Raw genomic sequence first — 15,142 nt, 5'->3', positions numbered from 1 at the left:
GAGGGGGGGTCTTAGTTCAACTGGAGGAGAACAAAATGAAACGTACTATTCTGGCGGCCCTTGGGCTCGCCACCGGTCTGGCTGTGCCTGCCGCTGCGCAAGACTTCAAAGTCGGTATGCTACTGCCTTTCTCGGGGGTCTACGCCTCGCTTGGCAATGAGATTGAGACAGGTTTCAACCTTGGGATCGAAAAATTTGGCTCGGAAACCGATGCGACTTTTGAGATCGTCAGCGAGGATACCGAGGTGAAACCTCCGGTCGCCTTGGGCAAGGCGAAGAAACTGATCCTTCAGGATAAGGTCGATGTCATGATGGGCATCGTCAGCTCCGGCGTGTTGGGTGCTGTGCGTGATATGGTACATGGTGCCGGCGTTCCACTGATCGTCGCCAATGCCGGCAACGACGAGGCCACCGGGATCAATTGTTCGCCCTATATCACGCGCATGTCGTTCTCCAACGGGCAGGTGAACCGTCCGATGGGCAAATGGATGTATGAGCAGGGGATCCGCAAGGTCTATACCCTCGCGCCTGATTATGCCGCCGGTCGGCAAATGATCGGCGGATTTACCGAAACATTCACCGCAGCGGGCGGAGAGATCGTCGGGCAGGAATACACGCCGTTCCAGAAAACGCAGGATTTCGGTCCCTATCTGGCCCAAGCCAAATCCAGTGGCGCTGATGCTGTGTTCGTCTTCTATGCGGGCGGAGAGGCGATCTCTTTCGTGAAGCAGTACGACAGCTTTGGCCTGAAGGCCGATCTGCCGCTCTATGGTTCCGGCTTTCTGACGTCTCCGCTTTACGTGAATGCTGAAGGTCCCGCCGCCGAAGGGGTAATCACCGCCCTCCATTACGCCCCGACGATCGATAACCCCGAAAATGCGGCTTTCGTATCGGCCTTCAAAGAGAAGACTGGCCGCGCACCGTCCGAGTTTGCCGTACATGGCTATGACGCGGCCCGCGCGCTGATTGAGGCGACGAAAGCCGGTGCGACGGATCGTGAAACCCTCGCCAACGCCCTGCGCAAGGTCAAGTTCGATGGCCCGCGCGGAACGCTTTCGATTGATCCTGCGACCAACAATATCGTCCAGCCGATCTACGTCTACGAGACGGTCGCAGGCGATGGCGGGCAGACACAGAAAGTCTTGGCAAAGCTTCCCGCAGAAGCGGATCCCGCCAACGGCTGTGAGATGGCTCCAGTTTCAAACTAACGCCAGTCGCCCGGCCGCGCCGTTGCGGCCGGGTCTTTCCAACAAGGAGGGCCTTCCATGTCACATGACCTTGGCTTCTGGATACTTCAGGCGCTGAACGCGCTGCAGCTTTCCATGCTATTGTTTCTTCTTTCTATCGGCCTGACCGTGATCTTTGGGTTGATGCATTTCGTGAACCTCGCGCATGGGTCGCTCTACGCGCTTGGCGCCTATTTCGCGGCCTCCTTCGCGGCGGTTGGCGGTTATTGGCTGGGTTTCTTTCTGGCACCGGTCGCTGTCGCCGGTGTTGGCATGTTGCTCTATTCCGGCCTGATCAAGCGCATGCGGAAATCCGGTCCGATGGCGCAGGTTCTGGTCACCTTCGGATTGATCTTTGCGCTGCTCGATCTCACCCGCATTTTTTGGGGCGATCTGGCGCTTGGCATCGCGGTGCCGGATGTCTTTCAAGGGCGCACGGCGTTTCTTGGAGTAGAATACCCGACGTATCGCTTGTTCATCATCGCCCTTGGTATGGCCGTGCTCGCTACTTTGGAGTTTGTCCTTCGGCGCACGCAAATCGGTGCAATGATCCGAGCGGGCGTCGACAATGATGTGATGGCCGCCTGTCTCGGGATCAACGTCGAGCGGCTGTTCTTCATCGTTTTCTGCGTTGGCTGTGCGCTTGCAGGTCTGGCCGGTGCGGTGGCCGCCCCCTTGCTGAGCGTGACACCTGATATGGGTCTGCAAATCCTGATCCCCACGCTGATCGTAATTGTGATCGGTGGGCTTGGATCGCTCAAAGGCGCCATTGCCGGATCGCTGATCTATGGCTGTGTCCAGACATTTGGCGCTGTGCTTGCTCCGCAGTTGGCCTCCGTTCTCATCTACGCGCTCTTGGCTGCGGTCCTCGTGATCAAGCCAGTGGGCCTTTTCCCAGCGAAAGGATAAGCTGATGTTCAGCCACAATACGCTTCGCTACCTCGTCTTGCTCATGCTCTCGGGCGGCGCACTCTTTCAGGCCTTTGCGGCAGAGTATTTTGGTCTTGAGATCCTGACCGAGATCCTGATCCTCGCCATGCTGGTTCTGGCGCTCGATATTGTCGCGGGCTTTGGCGGAATGGTCTCACTCTGCCACGGCGCGCTGATGGGAGTGGGGGCCTATGCCTTCGCGCTTTTCTCCACCCAGTTCGGCGCCACGCCCTTGATGGCAATGGGTGCCGCGATTGCCATTACCGGCGTGGCGGCTTGGGTGATTGGTGCGGTCTGTTCGCGCAGCCATGGGATTTACTTCATCATGGCCACGCTGGCTTTCGGGCAGATGGCTTACTCCTATATCTTCGAAGCACCACTCTTCGGAGGCGATGACGGGCTGGGGGGCATCTCACGCCTCGACCTCAGCCTGATCGGCGTGGACCTTGATGACAGCCGCAGCTTTGCTTTGTTCTGTCTTGCATTGCTCGCAGGGGTCTACCTGATGTCGGTCTTGATCCTGCGGTCGGGCCTTGGCCGTTCGCTGACGGGCGTCATGCACAACGAGCAACGGATGCGGGCGCTTGGGCTGACGGTCTGGCGGGTAAAGGCGGATGTCTTTGGACTTTCCGGCATGATCGCGGGCCTTGCTGGGGCGCTGACGGCTCAGCATATCATGTATATCTCTCCCGGCCTGCTGGGCTGGACCGTTTCGGGCGAGGCGCTTGTGGTGGTCATCCTTGGCGGATTGGGCACCCTGGTAGGCCCGCTTGTTGGCGCCGTCGCCTTCGTCCTGCTCAAACATGAGCTGAGCGCTGTGACGACCTATTGGCACCTTGTGGTGGGCGTTGTCCTGATCGCCGTGGTGATGAGCCGGGCAAACGGAATTTATGGCTTTATTGAGGGCCGTTGGATCGTCTGGCAAAAGGGCCGAGGCACCAACCAGACCGCCAGCCACGCGGCACGGGAGGCTGTGAGCGATGCTTGAAACACGTAATCTGGACAAGAGTTTCGGCGCGGTCCATGTGACCCGAGATGTTTCCCTAAAGCTGGAGCGCGGCGAACGGCGGGTCATCCTTGGGCCCAACGGCGCGGGCAAAACGACCCTATTCAATCAACTGGTCGGTGAACTGACCCCGAGCAGCGGAAGCATTCATCTGGCGGGCGAGGATGTAACGACCCTGCCGGTTGCCAAGCGGGTCCGTCGCGGTCTGTCACGCAGCTACCAAAAGAATACGCTCTTCGATGGGCTGACCGTGAAAGAAAATCTCGGGTTAGCCGCAGCGGTTCATACAGGCCACGCGACCCGCCTGTGGTCAGACAGCCTATCTAAACGCGAGGTCCGCGAGATCGTTGCAGAAGTTGCCGAGCAGGTAATGCTGCTGCCCTATCTCGACGCAAAAGTCTCGGAAATCAGCTATGGGGTGCGAAGGCAGTTGGAGGTCGGCGTGGCGCTCGCCACGCGGCCACTTGTGCTGCTAATGGATGAACCTACCAGTGGCGTCGGGCCAGAGATGGCCAAGGGATTTCACGACCTGCTGAACAATCTGCCTCGTGATCTGACCATGCTGATCATCGAGCATGACATGGATCTGGCGTTTGACGTCGCTGATACGATCACCGTGCTGAACTACGGCGAAGTTGTCTTTGACGGATTACCAGAGGCGGCGCGGGGATCGCCTATGTTGAAAGAAATCTATCTGGGGAGTTGGGAAGATGCTTGAACTCAATGCCATCGAATCCGGCTATGGTGAGACCCAAGTTCTCTATGGTCTTTCGCTGAAAGCGCAAAAGGGCAGGGTACTGGCCGTGCTGGGACGCAATGGGGCGGGGAAATCCACGACCCTCAAAACGATCATGGGGTTGCTGCCGTTGAAGTCCGGAGACATCGCTTTCGACGGCGCGCCGATCGCCGCGCAGCCCTTTGATATTGCCAAGGCCGGGATCGCCTATGTTCCCGAAACGCGCGATATCTTTCCGTCCCTGACCGTACGGGAGAACCTTGAGCTTGCTGCCAAACGGTTCGGCGGGCCGCAAGCCAAATGGACATTGGAACGTGTTCTGGACGTCTTTCCCCGGCTTGCAGAACGCATGGACAACGGCGGCGCCCAGTTGTCGGGGGGCGAGCAACAGATGCTGGCCATCGCCCGCGGTCTGCTGATGAATCCGAAACTTTTGATACTTGATGAGCCGACGGAGGGCTTGGCGCCCATCATCGTCAAGCTGCTGCATGACAAGCTGCAGCAGTTGCGGGACGACGGCCTTTCGATGGTCATCGTCGAGCAGAACTTCGGCTTTGCGACCTCACTCGCGGATGATGTCGTGGTCGTCGGCAAGGGGCAGGTGGTCTGGTCTGGGACCGCAGCGGAGATCAGGGCAAACGAAGAGATCCAGCATACTTGGCTTGGTGTGTAATGCACGCGGCAGGCCGAGGCTTACGGAGGGGCAGTCTTCAGTCTACCGCTTTAGCGGGCTACTTCGGGAGACTTTCTGGGCGACGTTCACGAAGTTTCTGACGTGGACCCCCTGATCATCAAGGCGATAGCTCACCGATAACTCGGTGCGCGCAATTTCGGGTTCGATCTTGAGAAATTTCATCCCTTTGCGCGGCGCGCTCGCGACTGACTCCGGCACGATGCAGACCCCTTCGCCCACCGCCACGAGGCTTAGGGCAGTTTGCAGGTCCATGCACCATATCCTCAAGGGCGCTTCAAACCCTGCGTCCTTGACCGCGTTGAGAACCATATCGGCATAGCTAGGGCGTGGACGCTCCGGGTACAAAATGAGGTTGTGGGTCATTAACCTTTCCAGCCGTGCGACCGTGCGTCCGCCGGTATCAACGATATCAGGAAGCGCGAGGATCAGTTTTTCTTCGGCAAGATGCTTCGAGAGAAACTCAGGGTCCTTCAGGGTGGGGCGGGCAAACACCGCGTCCAACTCGCGCGACACCAAAGCACGATGAAGGTCCGCATTGTTCATCGGAATAAGGCTTAGGTTAACGTCGGGGTAGTTGGCACGATAGGACCGAATGATGTTGGGCAGAATTCCATAGGTCGCCGACCCGACGAAACCAATCCGTAATCTGCCTTCCGCCCCTTGGCCGAGGCGGCGCAACTCCAAACGGGTATCATCCAACTGAGCGATGATCGACTTCCCGCGATGAAGCAGCCGTTCACCCGCCTGTGTCAGGCTGATAGAGCTTCGACCCCGGTTGAACAGCACCGCGCCGAGGTCTTCTTCCAATTGCTTGATCTGGCGGCTCAGAGGCGGCTGTGCCATGTCCAGACGCTCTGCGGCTCGGCCAAAATGAAGCTCTTCCGCCACGGCGATAAAATAGCTGAGCTGCTTAAAGTTCATTGTGATGCTCCCCCCGAAGTCTGATGTTATGTGATCCCCACTCACAAAAAAAGGCCCCCGCAGGACGGGGGCCAGCTCACAGGGAGGTGTGAGAAATTACTCGGCGGCCACAGCCTGAGAAATCGCGCCTTCTTTGAGGACGAAATCGAACTCGAAATGCAGGTCCGTACCGAGGTCTTGGCTGGCCCGGTTGAACTTGCCGATCAGGCTTTCCTTCACGGCGAAAACACTATCATCGTCTAGCCACGCGCTGTCTGCATCATAGATCTGGCTGATCAGGGGACGATAGCCATCCTTGGAAATCATGAAATGCATATGACCAGGGCGGTTCGGGTGATGCCCCATGAAGCGCAGCAACTCGCCAGCGGTTTCATCATCGGGAATGGGGTAGGGGACCGGACGTACGGCGATGAATGCGTAATGGCCGTTTTCATCCGTCTCGAAGCGGCCCCGCAGGTTGTATTCCGGTTGATCAGGATCGAGGTTTTCATAGATACCATTGGGGGCGTCTTCCCACACGTCGAGCGTCACGCCGGCAATGCCATTGCCATTCTCGTCTGTGATGTGACCTTCGAAAAAGACAGTCTCTTCATTTTCGAAATGTTTTTGAATGATCGAGGCGCCCTTGGGCAGCACTGGCGGATTTTCCCGATAAAACGGCCCCAGCACGGTGGATTCACTCTCTTTGCCTTCGACCGGGTTCGTCATCATGTCGACAAGGACTTCGAGACCCAGGATATCACCCAACAGAATGAACTCTTGCCGGTTGTCATCGCACAGCTTGCCGGCGCGTGCGAAGTAGTCGCAGGCGGCGAGGAACTCATGGTGTTGGAGTTTTACATCTTTGATGAAGCCATGCAGATGCTTGATCATTGATGTCGCGATCTCGCGCTCGCGACTGGTGATATCCCCGTGTTTACCGAGGCTCTCTGTCACGACGGCGGTGATATTGTCTTGGTTAACGATGCCCATGGTTTCCTCCTCCTGGCAGTCTGGAAGCGAGCCGCGTTTGCACTGCGCCCCCGTGGGACCGAGCATCAGTTATCAAGGTGTTTTGCCCAATGCCTGTCTTGGTATTGAGTGATACCGCACCGCGAGGGGAGGGACGCTGAGCCTGGGTGCCTGTTTCAGAGTATCACCCCATACCCCCGGTGGCATGGCGCGCGGAGGGGGGATCGTGGCACCAACCTGATATCCTGCGAATGTATGGGAGGCTCAGGTGATCGAGAATTTTAAGCGTATTCAGGCCACACTCGCGAAGTCGCCGCATCTTTTGCGGCTCGGGCGCCTCTTTTCTGAGACGGTCCTTATCGAAGTCGATGGCGACGAATATTATCTGTCCTTTGAAAAGGGGCATATCACCCAGATCGAGCAGGGCCCGAGCCGGAAAACACCTTGGCGTTTCGCACTTCGCACAGACGCCGAGGCATTGAGCAAGTTTTGGCAGCCGCGCCCCGAACCTGGGTTTCATGACATCTTCGGCCTAGTGAAGATCGGTCGGGGGCGGATTGACGGGGACATTCTCTGCCTCGTGAAAAATCTTCGGTTCTTTAAGGAAGTTCTAGGCATCGCACGCGCGCAGGAGGGCGTATCCGCATGAGCATCGAACCGATCACTGGCCGTTACATCACCGTCGAGGTCGAAGGTGCCGCCCGACGCATCTATTTCGAAGAGGCCGGGCAGGGCCGCCCAGTTCTCTGCCTGCACACCGCCGGTGCCGATACGCGGCAATGGCGTCATTTGCTCAACGATGCAGAGCTTACCGCTGCAAACCGATTGATCGCCTTCGATATGCCTTGGCATGGTAAATCTTTGCCGCCGGAAGGGTTCGAGACCGAGGAGTATCTACTCACCACTGAAGCATATATCGAAACGATCTTGGCATTGATCGATGGGCTGGGGCTGGACCGTCCTGTCCTCGCGGGCTGTTCGATGGGGGGACGTATCGCGCTGCAGCTTGCGGCTTTGCATCAGGAAAAGTTCAGCGGTTTCATCGCCATCGAAGCCTCAGATTTCCAGCCTGCGTGGTACGACATTGACTGGTTCCACCGTCCCGACGCCCATGGCGGAGAGATGGGCGCCGCATTAGTCTCGGCCAATATCTCCCCCTATGCGCCACCGGCGGAGCGGGCGAATACGCTTTGGATGTTCATGCAAAGTGGTCCCGGCGTGTTTCGGGGCGATCTGAGTTTTTACACCAAGGACGACAGTCTTATTGAGCGGTTGCCCCTGATAGATACAAACCGCACGCCGGTACATATAATCGTCGGAGCCTATGACCTGACCTGCACCCCAGAGGATGCCGCGCGAACTGCAAAGGCGATCCCGGGCGCGACTCTGTCCGTCATGGATGAACTTGGGCATTTCCCGATGAGCGAGCACCCGGAAGGGTTCCGTCCTTTCTTTGCTGAGGCCTTAGATAAGGTTGCCAGTTTAGAGGCTGCGGTGGCCTAAGCCATTGGAGTGACTGGGCTGGTCGAAAGGGGGCAATATGTCTGACGTGGCGCACAACCCGAGGGCCAGCTTAGGTAACCTGTCCGGCTCCGCCATAGGGGCGGGGCCTTGGCTGCTTTGGTCTCCTATGCAGGGCCCTTGCTCATTTACTTCAGCGCGGCTGAAGCGATGGGTGTCTCAAGGGACAGCTCCTCGTGGGTCTATGCAATTTAGATTGCCGCAGACGTTTCGAGCATTGGATTGAGCCTTTGGTACCGAATGCCCCTAGCAGTGGCAGGGTCGGCTCCGGGCACCGTGCTTTTGCTCGGCCTTGGCCAATCAATGAAGGTGTTGGGCGCTATCTGGTCGTCGCTGTTACGCTGCTTTTGATCGGGACAACAGGGCTGTTTAGAGCGGCTGGCAAGCTCTCTGGCTGCCGCGGTGACGAATTGGGTGATAGCCGGGATATTGTTCGGTCTTGGCCTCAGTTCTCCCCCCGGGGCATAGTCGACGGTGAGGGGAATCGGTGAGCGTCTAGCATTCGAGGTAGCTTGCCCATATCTAGCGACACCCCATTCAAACATTCACCTGTAGCGGCCCATCGTTCTTGATCTCTTCCATTGCGACGTAGGTGCGCGTCTCTTCGACCCCCGGCCATGTCAACAGAACATCGCCCAAAAAACTTCGATAGGCATCCATGTCGGCAAACCGCGATTTGATGAGATAGTCGAGCCCCCCGGCGACCATATGGCACTCTATTACTTCGGGAGAATTGCGTACCGCGCGGGCAAATTTCTCGAATACCTGCGGCGTTGTTTTATCGAGACGCACCTCCACAAAGACGAGGATTTTCAGACCGAGCTTTTGCGGGTTTAGCCTTGCACCGAACCCCTTGATGACCCCGTCACGCTGCAACTTGCAGAGGCGGTCACTCATGGAGGCTGGCGCAATGCCGACCCGTTCGGCCAGTTCAGCATTGGTCACGCGACCGTCCAATTGGATGATGCGCAGTATCTGCTTTGCGACGTTGTCGAACTTGATCATCGTCTCATGCCAACGACAGTTGCGCGCGGGCCGGGTGCGGGGTGTTTCAGCGGTATCCTCGTTGACTGCATTTTCAACTCTCTCCGGCCATCTCTCGGGCACGCGCATGCGCAGCTTTCACTGCATCTTGCAGGGTCCGCGGAAAGGCTGAGGGCGCTTCGAGGTGGTTCAACCCGGCCTCTGTCGTGCCGCCGGGGCTGCGCATGGCCTCTTTCAACTGTTTCGACGTTCGACTGTCTTCAGAAAGCAGCACCGCCGCCCCGAGCAGGGTTTGGCGCACCATCTTTTCGGCCAGTTCCGGGGGCATGCCTTGGGCCACAGCGGCGTCGACCAGATATTGCGCAAAGGCAAAAAGATATCCCGGCCCACTTCCAGCCACGGCCGTGGCCAGATCAATGTCATCTTCGTTTTCAATCCGTGCGAACTGCCCCACGCAATCAAACAGCGCGCTGATCAAACCGGTATCGGTGTCTGAGAGCGTGTCACGGCGCACAAAGCCTACGCTCATCGACTGGCCCACTGTGGCGGCGAGGTTGGGCATCACGCGCGCGATGCGCTGCGTGCCCAGTATATCTGAGATCGCAGCGACGGATGTGCCGGGCATGATCGAAACGGCCACGCCCCGCGCAATATGCACCAACACCGGCGCGGGAAGGCTGCCGAATTGTTGTGGCTTCACGCTGATGATCGTGAGGTCGGGCTCAATGCCGTCGAGCTCTTCCGCCGCTGCCGCAAAGGTGACCTTTGCGTCTTGCGGCAGCAGGGATTTGGCGCGCTCTGTTTGAGGGTCGAGCGCAATGTAGTGGTGGTCCGGCAGGGCCTGAAGCGCTCGGGTAAGGGTTGCCGCGCCCATATTGCCACAGCCGACAAACAGGATTGTCTTGGTGCTGTTCATTTCAAAGCTTTCATTGAATGGGTGCCTTCTTGGTCGAGGCCGTCCCGCAGCGGGAGCATGACCCGAACGCCATGCTCCCTTCGGGGGGGGATGCTGTAAGCCTAAGCGGCGGTTCACTCGTCTGGATCACCGCCGAGATAGAGTTTTTCCATCGCGGGATCATTCAGCAGGTCGACGGCCTTGGCCGACATGGCGACCTTGCCAACCGTTAGCACATATGCCCGGTCGGCCACGGTCAGCGCCTCATAGGCGTTCTGCTCGACCATCAGAATGCACATGTCCTGCTCGTCGCGGATCTGCGCGATTTCATCAAAGACGTCATGCATCATCGACGGAGAGAGACCGGCCGAAGGTTCATCCAGCAATAGGAACCGCGGACCCGCCATCAAAGCCCGTGCGAGCGACAGGATCTGCCGCTCCCCGCCCGACAGCGCCGAAGATCCAGCGATCTGATCAGCGTATCGAGAATAAATTGTAGCATGGTTACCCCGGTTAGTTGCCCGATCCCCTAGGTGGGCAAGGAAGAAGGGCAGATCCTATCAGACCTGCCCGTCCATTCATCGTCGGTGATCAGTCCATCGTGACCAGATCGTTACCTTCGACTTTCAGCTTCAGGTACGGCCGCCTTACGCGCTGGCCCTCGGCATCGAACTTGATCTCGCCGGTGGCTCCGTTGAAACCTTCGTCGCCCAATTCACGGATCGCGGTGAGAACGGCCTCGCGGTCGGTCGACCCGGCGCGGTTGATCGCCTCTGCCGCGAACAGCACCGCGTCATGTGCATAGCCGCCATAGGCCGAGAGGAAGCTCTCGCCATGTGCGCTTTCATAGGCGTGCTTGTAGCCCTCGCCGCCGTCACCGAGATAGCCCACATCCATGCCGGTCAGACCCTTTTTGAAGTCTTCGGGGGTGTCGGTGTTCATCATGGTGATCAGGATCGAGTACCACGGCGCATCTTCTTGCAGGCCAAGCTCAAAGCTTTCTTGCATGATGAGCGCGGCATCGGTGCCATAGGCGGTAAAGACATAGGCGTCCGGGTTGGTCGCTTCCAATTGCTGCAATTCGCGACGATAAGACGGCTGGCCGCCGTTGAACATCACAGTGGTAGTAACCTTGCCACCCATGCTGGTCAGGTGCTTTTCGATTTCCTGAGCCACCCCTTGGCCAAAGGCGTTATTGACCGCCAGAACAGCCACATTCTCCCAGCCATTGGCGGTGACTTCGGTGGCCGCGAACTCGGTCGAGACGTTGTCGAGACCCACCATCGAGAAGGAGGTGTCACCGATCCCGCGCACCAAACCAGACGTCGCGGCCGGATTGAGGTGCGGCACGCCTTCTTGTCCCAGATAGTCACCCATCGGCAGGGTAATGCCCGACGAATAAGAACCGATAACAAGGGCCACGTCATTGACCGAGACCAGCTTCTTGGCGGCGTCGATCGCGGTTTGCGGTTTGCCGGCGCTGTCTTCGATGATCACTTCCAGCGGCTCTCCCAAAACCCCGCCAGCGTCGTTGACTGTTTTGACCGCGATTTCGATGGCACGGCGCTGGTCTTCGCCCGGTGTTGCGTTCGATCCCGAAAGCGGGATAACAGCGCCCAAGGTAACCTCGGCCCAGACGGGCACAGTGCTGACCAGCGCTGTCGCGGCCATCAAAGTGCCAATAAGTTTTTGATTTTAATTTATTTATTCCTCTCTGTTGTCGTAGTGACAGGGTTAGGGTACGCAGGCCGACTTCCTAGAAACATCGTATCATTTCGATAAATCGCCTAAGATTCTGCAGAGTTTGGGCGCATCTCTGAATTTCCTACGGGACGGCGCGTAAACTTCCAATTTTTCCGTTTTTGAGATGGTCGGGCTTCAGTTCGAGCCGAGAATCCCCCCACGATTGCGGGCATTGGCACCCAATTGAGCCGCAGTGCTTTCGGGCCAGAGGGAGGGCATCGCGACCATATGTTCGTCTTGCCCACAGCCGCGCTGTGGTTGCTTTGGGGCGTTGTCAGCATCCGTCAGTTTTTGCATCCGAAGCGCGTCGGGTTCGGCGCGAAAGCCAAGGCACCGTCCTGCCCGTTCGGACGCATCCGCGCTGCGCAACCTGTCCACAACTCCCCCTCCGCCGCCCCCATGCCACCCGACGCTTCGAACCCTCCGAGCCGTTCAGCGCCGAGTTCCGCACTCCGCACCTCTTCAAGACCGATCTCTGGATGGCGTGGCAGATCGCGTGGCAGGGATGCGAGTTTTGGGCGCTCCATGTCGCACCATGCATCAAGCATAGTCCAAGATCTCCATTTGGTATCATTGTGAGAATATCACATGGGAAACCGAACTTCGATATACTCTCTGTATGAAACTATCTCTTGCGAGAAACACGTGCCCGTGCGTAGGTTGATTGAAAAAAGAGAGCGGTCCCGATGCAAAGCAGTAAACCATTCAAGAACAAGCGTTTGACCTACAGACTAGACATCATCGCGCAGGAAGCCATCGCAGCCGCGGACGATATTGCTGTGCGCGAAACCGGCTGCCGGATCAGAGATATTCGTGTTCTGCGCCTGATAGATGATGCGCCGGGAACAACTTTTGCCGAGATTTCCAAGATCATGGGGTACGACAAGAGCCTTACGTCGCGCATCATCCGCAATCTGATCAGCAAGGGCCTGATCCAGCGCGAGAATTCCGAAGAAGACGCCCGCGTCTTCTTTCTCTCCACCACCACCCGGGGCAAGGAAGTACGCCTCACCGCGCGGCGGGTTTCTGACAACCTTGATACGGTCCTGACAGACCCGCTTTCAGCCGAAGATCTGCGGCAGTTGGATGATATCCTAGCTCGGCTGGGGCGGTGGGTGACCTCTGGTGATTTCCAAGCGGCGTTGACTGAAAGAGTCTAGCCCAGCTCAGCGGGCGGAACATCCGCAAGGCGGGCGCGGTTGGTCGGGTCGATCGCGGGTTCCGTCGCAAACTTTGTCGAGTGTTGGCGGAATGCCTCCCACAGATCATGCGTCATCGGCGCTCTTATTGAAAAACCGCAGCCTTCGCTTCGCAGAACGTGAGGAAATAGCTTTGGAGTGGGCGAGGGTCATAAGTGTCTGTGTCAACGATGGCCGTGGAAGCGCCATCGCTTTCCCCGGGAGGTCATTCTCTGCCCAAACGGATGCTGCTGCGATCTTCGCCGAGGTCGGCAGCTATCCATCCCCTTCGGGCGAGAATGGGAAGCAGGTAGCGCTCGCGCGGCGCCGATGGTTCAGCGCCGCGCGTATAAGGGATTAATTTGTGGCTGCGTTTGTTACGCTGATCAGGGAGGGCATGATCTGTGCTACAGCGCGGTTCCATCGCGTGATTGGCTGCTGGGCCACGAAAACGATATCATTCGGACGGAGTTCGAACTTAGTGGTGAGCGCATAATTCGCTGCATTTCGTGTATCGAGGTGCCAAGCGGTCACGGCTCCAAACTCACGCGGATCGGAGGACGCCCGCAGCACGTAAATTTGTGAAACGTCACCAGTCTCAACCGTAAGACCATCGGCTTGCGCAAACATGGCATCTGCCAGTTTTGCTTTGCGGTCATAGGGCAGCGGGAAGCGCGATTGCTTGCCAACCTCCCCAGTCAAGTACACATAATCCCGATTATCCGCACCAAGGTCGATGCGGGTTTGATAATTCTGGCGGGCCTCCTCAAGCTGGCCCCGGCGCAAATTCACTTCGAGCTGTAGTTCATTCAGCGCCGCCTGTCGTGCCGCTTGGCGGGCGGACACCAAGGTGATTTGCTGTTCAAAATAGCTTTGCGCCTGCCCTAACTCGTATTCAGTATCGACAAAAACCGCGTCCCCATCGACGAGCCGTGTGCGAAGCAGGTCCCCGCGTTCATAAAGCGTCGTCAGCGGAATTTGGTAGAGCGTGCCATCGCGGTAGATCCGAACGGATGCGAAATCTTGGTCTTCAACCGAAACGCCCCCGGCCGCAGCCAAGGCATCCCCAAGGTAAAGCGGGGTCAGCGAAACCGGTACAACGCCCGGAGTGCCCACCGCACCGCCGATGGAAACTTTACGGGAATTGAATTCAGCAATTTCGAGGCTGAATGTCGGGTCGAATTGGTTCTCTACGAGCTTTTGAAACAGCGCCGCTTCGGCGTCTTCAATGGTAAGTCCGGCAATCCGCACACGGCCGACATTCGGGATGTTGATGGACCCGTCATCCTGCACTGTATAGCCTTGCCGCGCGTTTTGGGCCGCGAGTAGGCCAGAGAGCTCCTCGACCGTTGACCCGGTGTTCGGCGTGGATAGCAAAACGACATCACCGATGCCGATTTGATAGGCACCCGGATTGGCAGCAGGTGGTACGCGCAGGGCCAAGGTTCCGGGACGGGTCTCAAGATCGAATGTTGGCTGAGGCAAAGCCCCCGCCCCCCGGCCCAAAGTGCCGCCCCCGGCGGTCATCGAGAAGACGGCCGGTAAGGTCTTTGGCTGATAACTGGACCGGTTGGCTTGCACCACGGTTTCTGCGGAAAGAGCGACCACGCGGACATTGGTTCCATCACTGACACCGGGGCTCACAGAGGAGGACCGATAGACCGAACCGCAACCTGCTAGGGCCGTAAGCGCGACCAGTAAAATGACTTTTTTCAACGTTCAGTCTCCTATTGTTTCGGGAGTTCTATTCAACGACCCGCGTCGAAAGCGCCCCGATATAAGGACCCGCCCATTGGCGCGATTGCACAATACGGCGCGCGCCGGGGGTGACCCAGTAAATATTGGTAAATTCTTGATCTAGGCTACGGCAATTCTCGCGCATCTGCACGGTTTGAACAGGCCCAGAGCGTAGCGCAATATCGCTCGTTTCGCCCCGGGTAAAAAGACAACGGTAGGTGCGCGCAACCGCGCGGTCATTGCCGTCGAGATAGGTGTGGAACCGATCCGAATAGCCATTTTTCAAACCACGGATATGAGCCAAGGGTGCACTCAACTCAGACGCCAGCAGCCCTTCTCCAAAGCCACGTGTGCCGTGCAGCATCCCGTTTTGCAAAATAATCTGCGCCCCCTCAGGTGTAAGCCAATAGTCGAATGCCCCGTCGCGCCTTTCCAGCAGGAGGGTGCCACCCTCTTGGCGCTCGACGAAGCCAACTTGCAAAGCAGGCGCTTCGGCTCGGGCCAATGCTGCGAAACGAGGCGCGTATTCGGCTTTCTCAGGTATGACGAGAGGGCCGAGCAAAGTGTCCCTCATGTCCACGGTACCACAGCCCAGCAAAAAACTACTAAGGATTAGGATC

Annotated in this window: 16 protein-coding genes and 1 pseudogene; 8 read left to right on the top strand and 9 right to left on the bottom strand. The window is 57.9% G+C overall.

Going from position 1 to position 15,142, the window contains the following annotated elements:
* The first annotated feature begins 35 nt into the window (after nucleotides 1-35).
* Genes B5M07_RS19105 through B5M07_RS19085 form a run of 5 tightly spaced genes read left to right on the top strand, consistent with a single transcriptional unit; the run spans nucleotide 36 to nucleotide 4,571 of the window.
* Nucleotides 36-1,208, top strand: coding sequence for an ABC transporter substrate-binding protein (locus B5M07_RS19105; protein ID WP_120352661.1), 1,173 nt, complete (start codon nucleotides 36-38; stop codon nucleotides 1,206-1,208).
* Nucleotides 1,209-1,265: 57 nt separating this feature from the next.
* Nucleotides 1,266-2,135 carry a branched-chain amino acid ABC transporter permease gene (locus B5M07_RS19100; protein WP_120352660.1) on the top strand — a complete coding sequence of 290 codons (870 nt, stop codon included), beginning with the start codon at nucleotides 1,266-1,268 and terminating at the stop codon, nucleotides 2,133-2,135.
* A gap of 4 nt (nucleotides 2,136-2,139) precedes the next feature.
* Complete coding sequence (locus tag B5M07_RS19095) at nucleotides 2,140-3,144, top strand: branched-chain amino acid ABC transporter permease (RefSeq protein WP_120352659.1); 1,005 nt, start codon at nucleotides 2,140-2,142, stop codon at nucleotides 3,142-3,144.
* Nucleotides 3,137-3,880 carry an ABC transporter ATP-binding protein gene (locus B5M07_RS19090; protein WP_120352658.1) on the top strand — a complete coding sequence of 248 codons (744 nt, stop codon included), beginning with the start codon at nucleotides 3,137-3,139 and terminating at the stop codon, nucleotides 3,878-3,880. Before B5M07_RS19095 ends, B5M07_RS19090 begins: the two co-directional genes overlap by 8 nt.
* The gene (locus B5M07_RS19085) at nucleotides 3,873-4,571 is read left to right on the top strand and encodes an ABC transporter ATP-binding protein (protein WP_120352657.1); all 699 of its coding nucleotides are present in this window, start codon (nucleotides 3,873-3,875) and stop codon (nucleotides 4,569-4,571) included. The genes B5M07_RS19090 and B5M07_RS19085 overlap by 8 nt, the downstream gene beginning before the upstream one ends.
* A gap of 42 nt (nucleotides 4,572-4,613) precedes the next feature.
* Here B5M07_RS19085 and B5M07_RS19080 read toward each other — a convergent pair whose 3' ends face one another.
* Entirely contained in the window at nucleotides 4,614-5,513 is a 900-nt protein-coding gene (locus B5M07_RS19080) for a LysR family transcriptional regulator (RefSeq protein ID WP_120352656.1), read from the bottom strand.
* A gap of 96 nt (nucleotides 5,514-5,609) precedes the next feature.
* Entirely contained in the window at nucleotides 5,610-6,485 is an 876-nt protein-coding gene (locus tag B5M07_RS19075) for a dioxygenase family protein (RefSeq protein ID WP_120352655.1), read from the bottom strand.
* A gap of 247 nt (nucleotides 6,486-6,732) precedes the next feature.
* Here B5M07_RS19075 and B5M07_RS19070 point away from each other — a divergent pair, with 247 nt between their 5' ends.
* Both B5M07_RS19070 and B5M07_RS19065 read left to right on the top strand, forming a co-directional pair.
* On the top strand, nucleotides 6,733-7,113 hold the full coding sequence (locus B5M07_RS19070; RefSeq protein ID WP_120352654.1) for a hypothetical protein: 381 nt from the start codon (nucleotides 6,733-6,735) through the stop codon (nucleotides 7,111-7,113).
* A complete protein-coding gene (locus B5M07_RS19065; RefSeq protein WP_120352653.1) occupies nucleotides 7,110-7,967 on the top strand; it encodes an alpha/beta fold hydrolase in 858 nt (285 codons plus the stop codon). The genes B5M07_RS19070 and B5M07_RS19065 overlap by 4 nt, the downstream gene beginning before the upstream one ends.
* A gap of 555 nt (nucleotides 7,968-8,522) precedes the next feature.
* On the opposite strand, the gene B5M07_RS19050 is transcribed toward B5M07_RS19065, so the two are convergent.
* From B5M07_RS19050 to B5M07_RS19030, 5 genes and pseudogenes are all read right to left on the bottom strand, one after another.
* The gene (locus B5M07_RS19050) at nucleotides 8,523-8,990 is read right to left on the bottom strand and encodes an Lrp/AsnC ligand binding domain-containing protein (protein ID WP_120352650.1); all 468 of its coding nucleotides are present in this window, start codon (nucleotides 8,988-8,990) and stop codon (nucleotides 8,523-8,525) included.
* A 73-nt stretch (nucleotides 8,991-9,063) separates the two neighbouring features.
* Complete coding sequence (gene proC, locus B5M07_RS19045) at nucleotides 9,064-9,885, bottom strand: pyrroline-5-carboxylate reductase (protein ID WP_120352649.1); 822 nt, start codon at nucleotides 9,883-9,885, stop codon at nucleotides 9,064-9,066.
* A 113-nt stretch (nucleotides 9,886-9,998) separates the two neighbouring features.
* Nucleotides 9,999-10,325 (bottom strand): annotated as a pseudogene (locus tag B5M07_RS19040) (ATP-binding cassette domain-containing protein); the annotation flags it as partial.
* Nucleotides 10,326-10,455: 130 nt separating this feature from the next.
* The gene (locus tag B5M07_RS19035) at nucleotides 10,456-11,535 is read right to left on the bottom strand and encodes an ABC transporter substrate-binding protein (protein ID WP_120352647.1); all 1,080 of its coding nucleotides are present in this window, start codon (nucleotides 11,533-11,535) and stop codon (nucleotides 10,456-10,458) included.
* Nucleotides 11,536-11,891: 356 nt separating this feature from the next.
* A complete protein-coding gene (locus tag B5M07_RS19030) occupies nucleotides 11,892-12,134 on the bottom strand; it encodes an amidohydrolase (protein ID WP_162931932.1) in 243 nt (80 codons plus the stop codon).
* A 192-nt stretch (nucleotides 12,135-12,326) separates the two neighbouring features.
* Between B5M07_RS19030 and B5M07_RS19025 the strand changes: the two genes are divergently transcribed.
* On the top strand, nucleotides 12,327-12,767 hold the full coding sequence (locus B5M07_RS19025; protein ID WP_162931931.1) for a MarR family winged helix-turn-helix transcriptional regulator: 441 nt from the start codon (nucleotides 12,327-12,329) through the stop codon (nucleotides 12,765-12,767).
* Between the two features lie 375 nt (nucleotides 12,768-13,142).
* Here the strand turns inward: B5M07_RS19025 and B5M07_RS19020 are convergent, their stop codons facing one another.
* Both B5M07_RS19020 and B5M07_RS19015 read right to left on the bottom strand, forming a co-directional pair.
* Nucleotides 13,143-14,501 carry a polysaccharide biosynthesis/export family protein gene (locus B5M07_RS19020; RefSeq protein ID WP_205570940.1) on the bottom strand — a complete coding sequence of 453 codons (1,359 nt, stop codon included), beginning with the start codon at nucleotides 14,499-14,501 and terminating at the stop codon, nucleotides 13,143-13,145.
* Between the two features lie 28 nt (nucleotides 14,502-14,529).
* Nucleotides 14,530-15,096, bottom strand: coding sequence for a YjbF family lipoprotein (locus B5M07_RS19015; protein ID WP_162931930.1), 567 nt, complete (start codon nucleotides 15,094-15,096; stop codon nucleotides 14,530-14,532).
* Nucleotides 15,097-15,142 lie beyond the last annotated feature (46 nt).

This window comes from Sulfitobacter sp. D7, assembly GCF_003611275.1.
Lineage (GTDB): Bacteria > Pseudomonadota > Alphaproteobacteria > Rhodobacterales > Rhodobacteraceae > Sulfitobacter > Sulfitobacter profundi.
The sequence above is the reverse complement of the archived record's forward strand: the minus strand, read 5'-3'. Positions and strand labels throughout refer to the sequence as shown.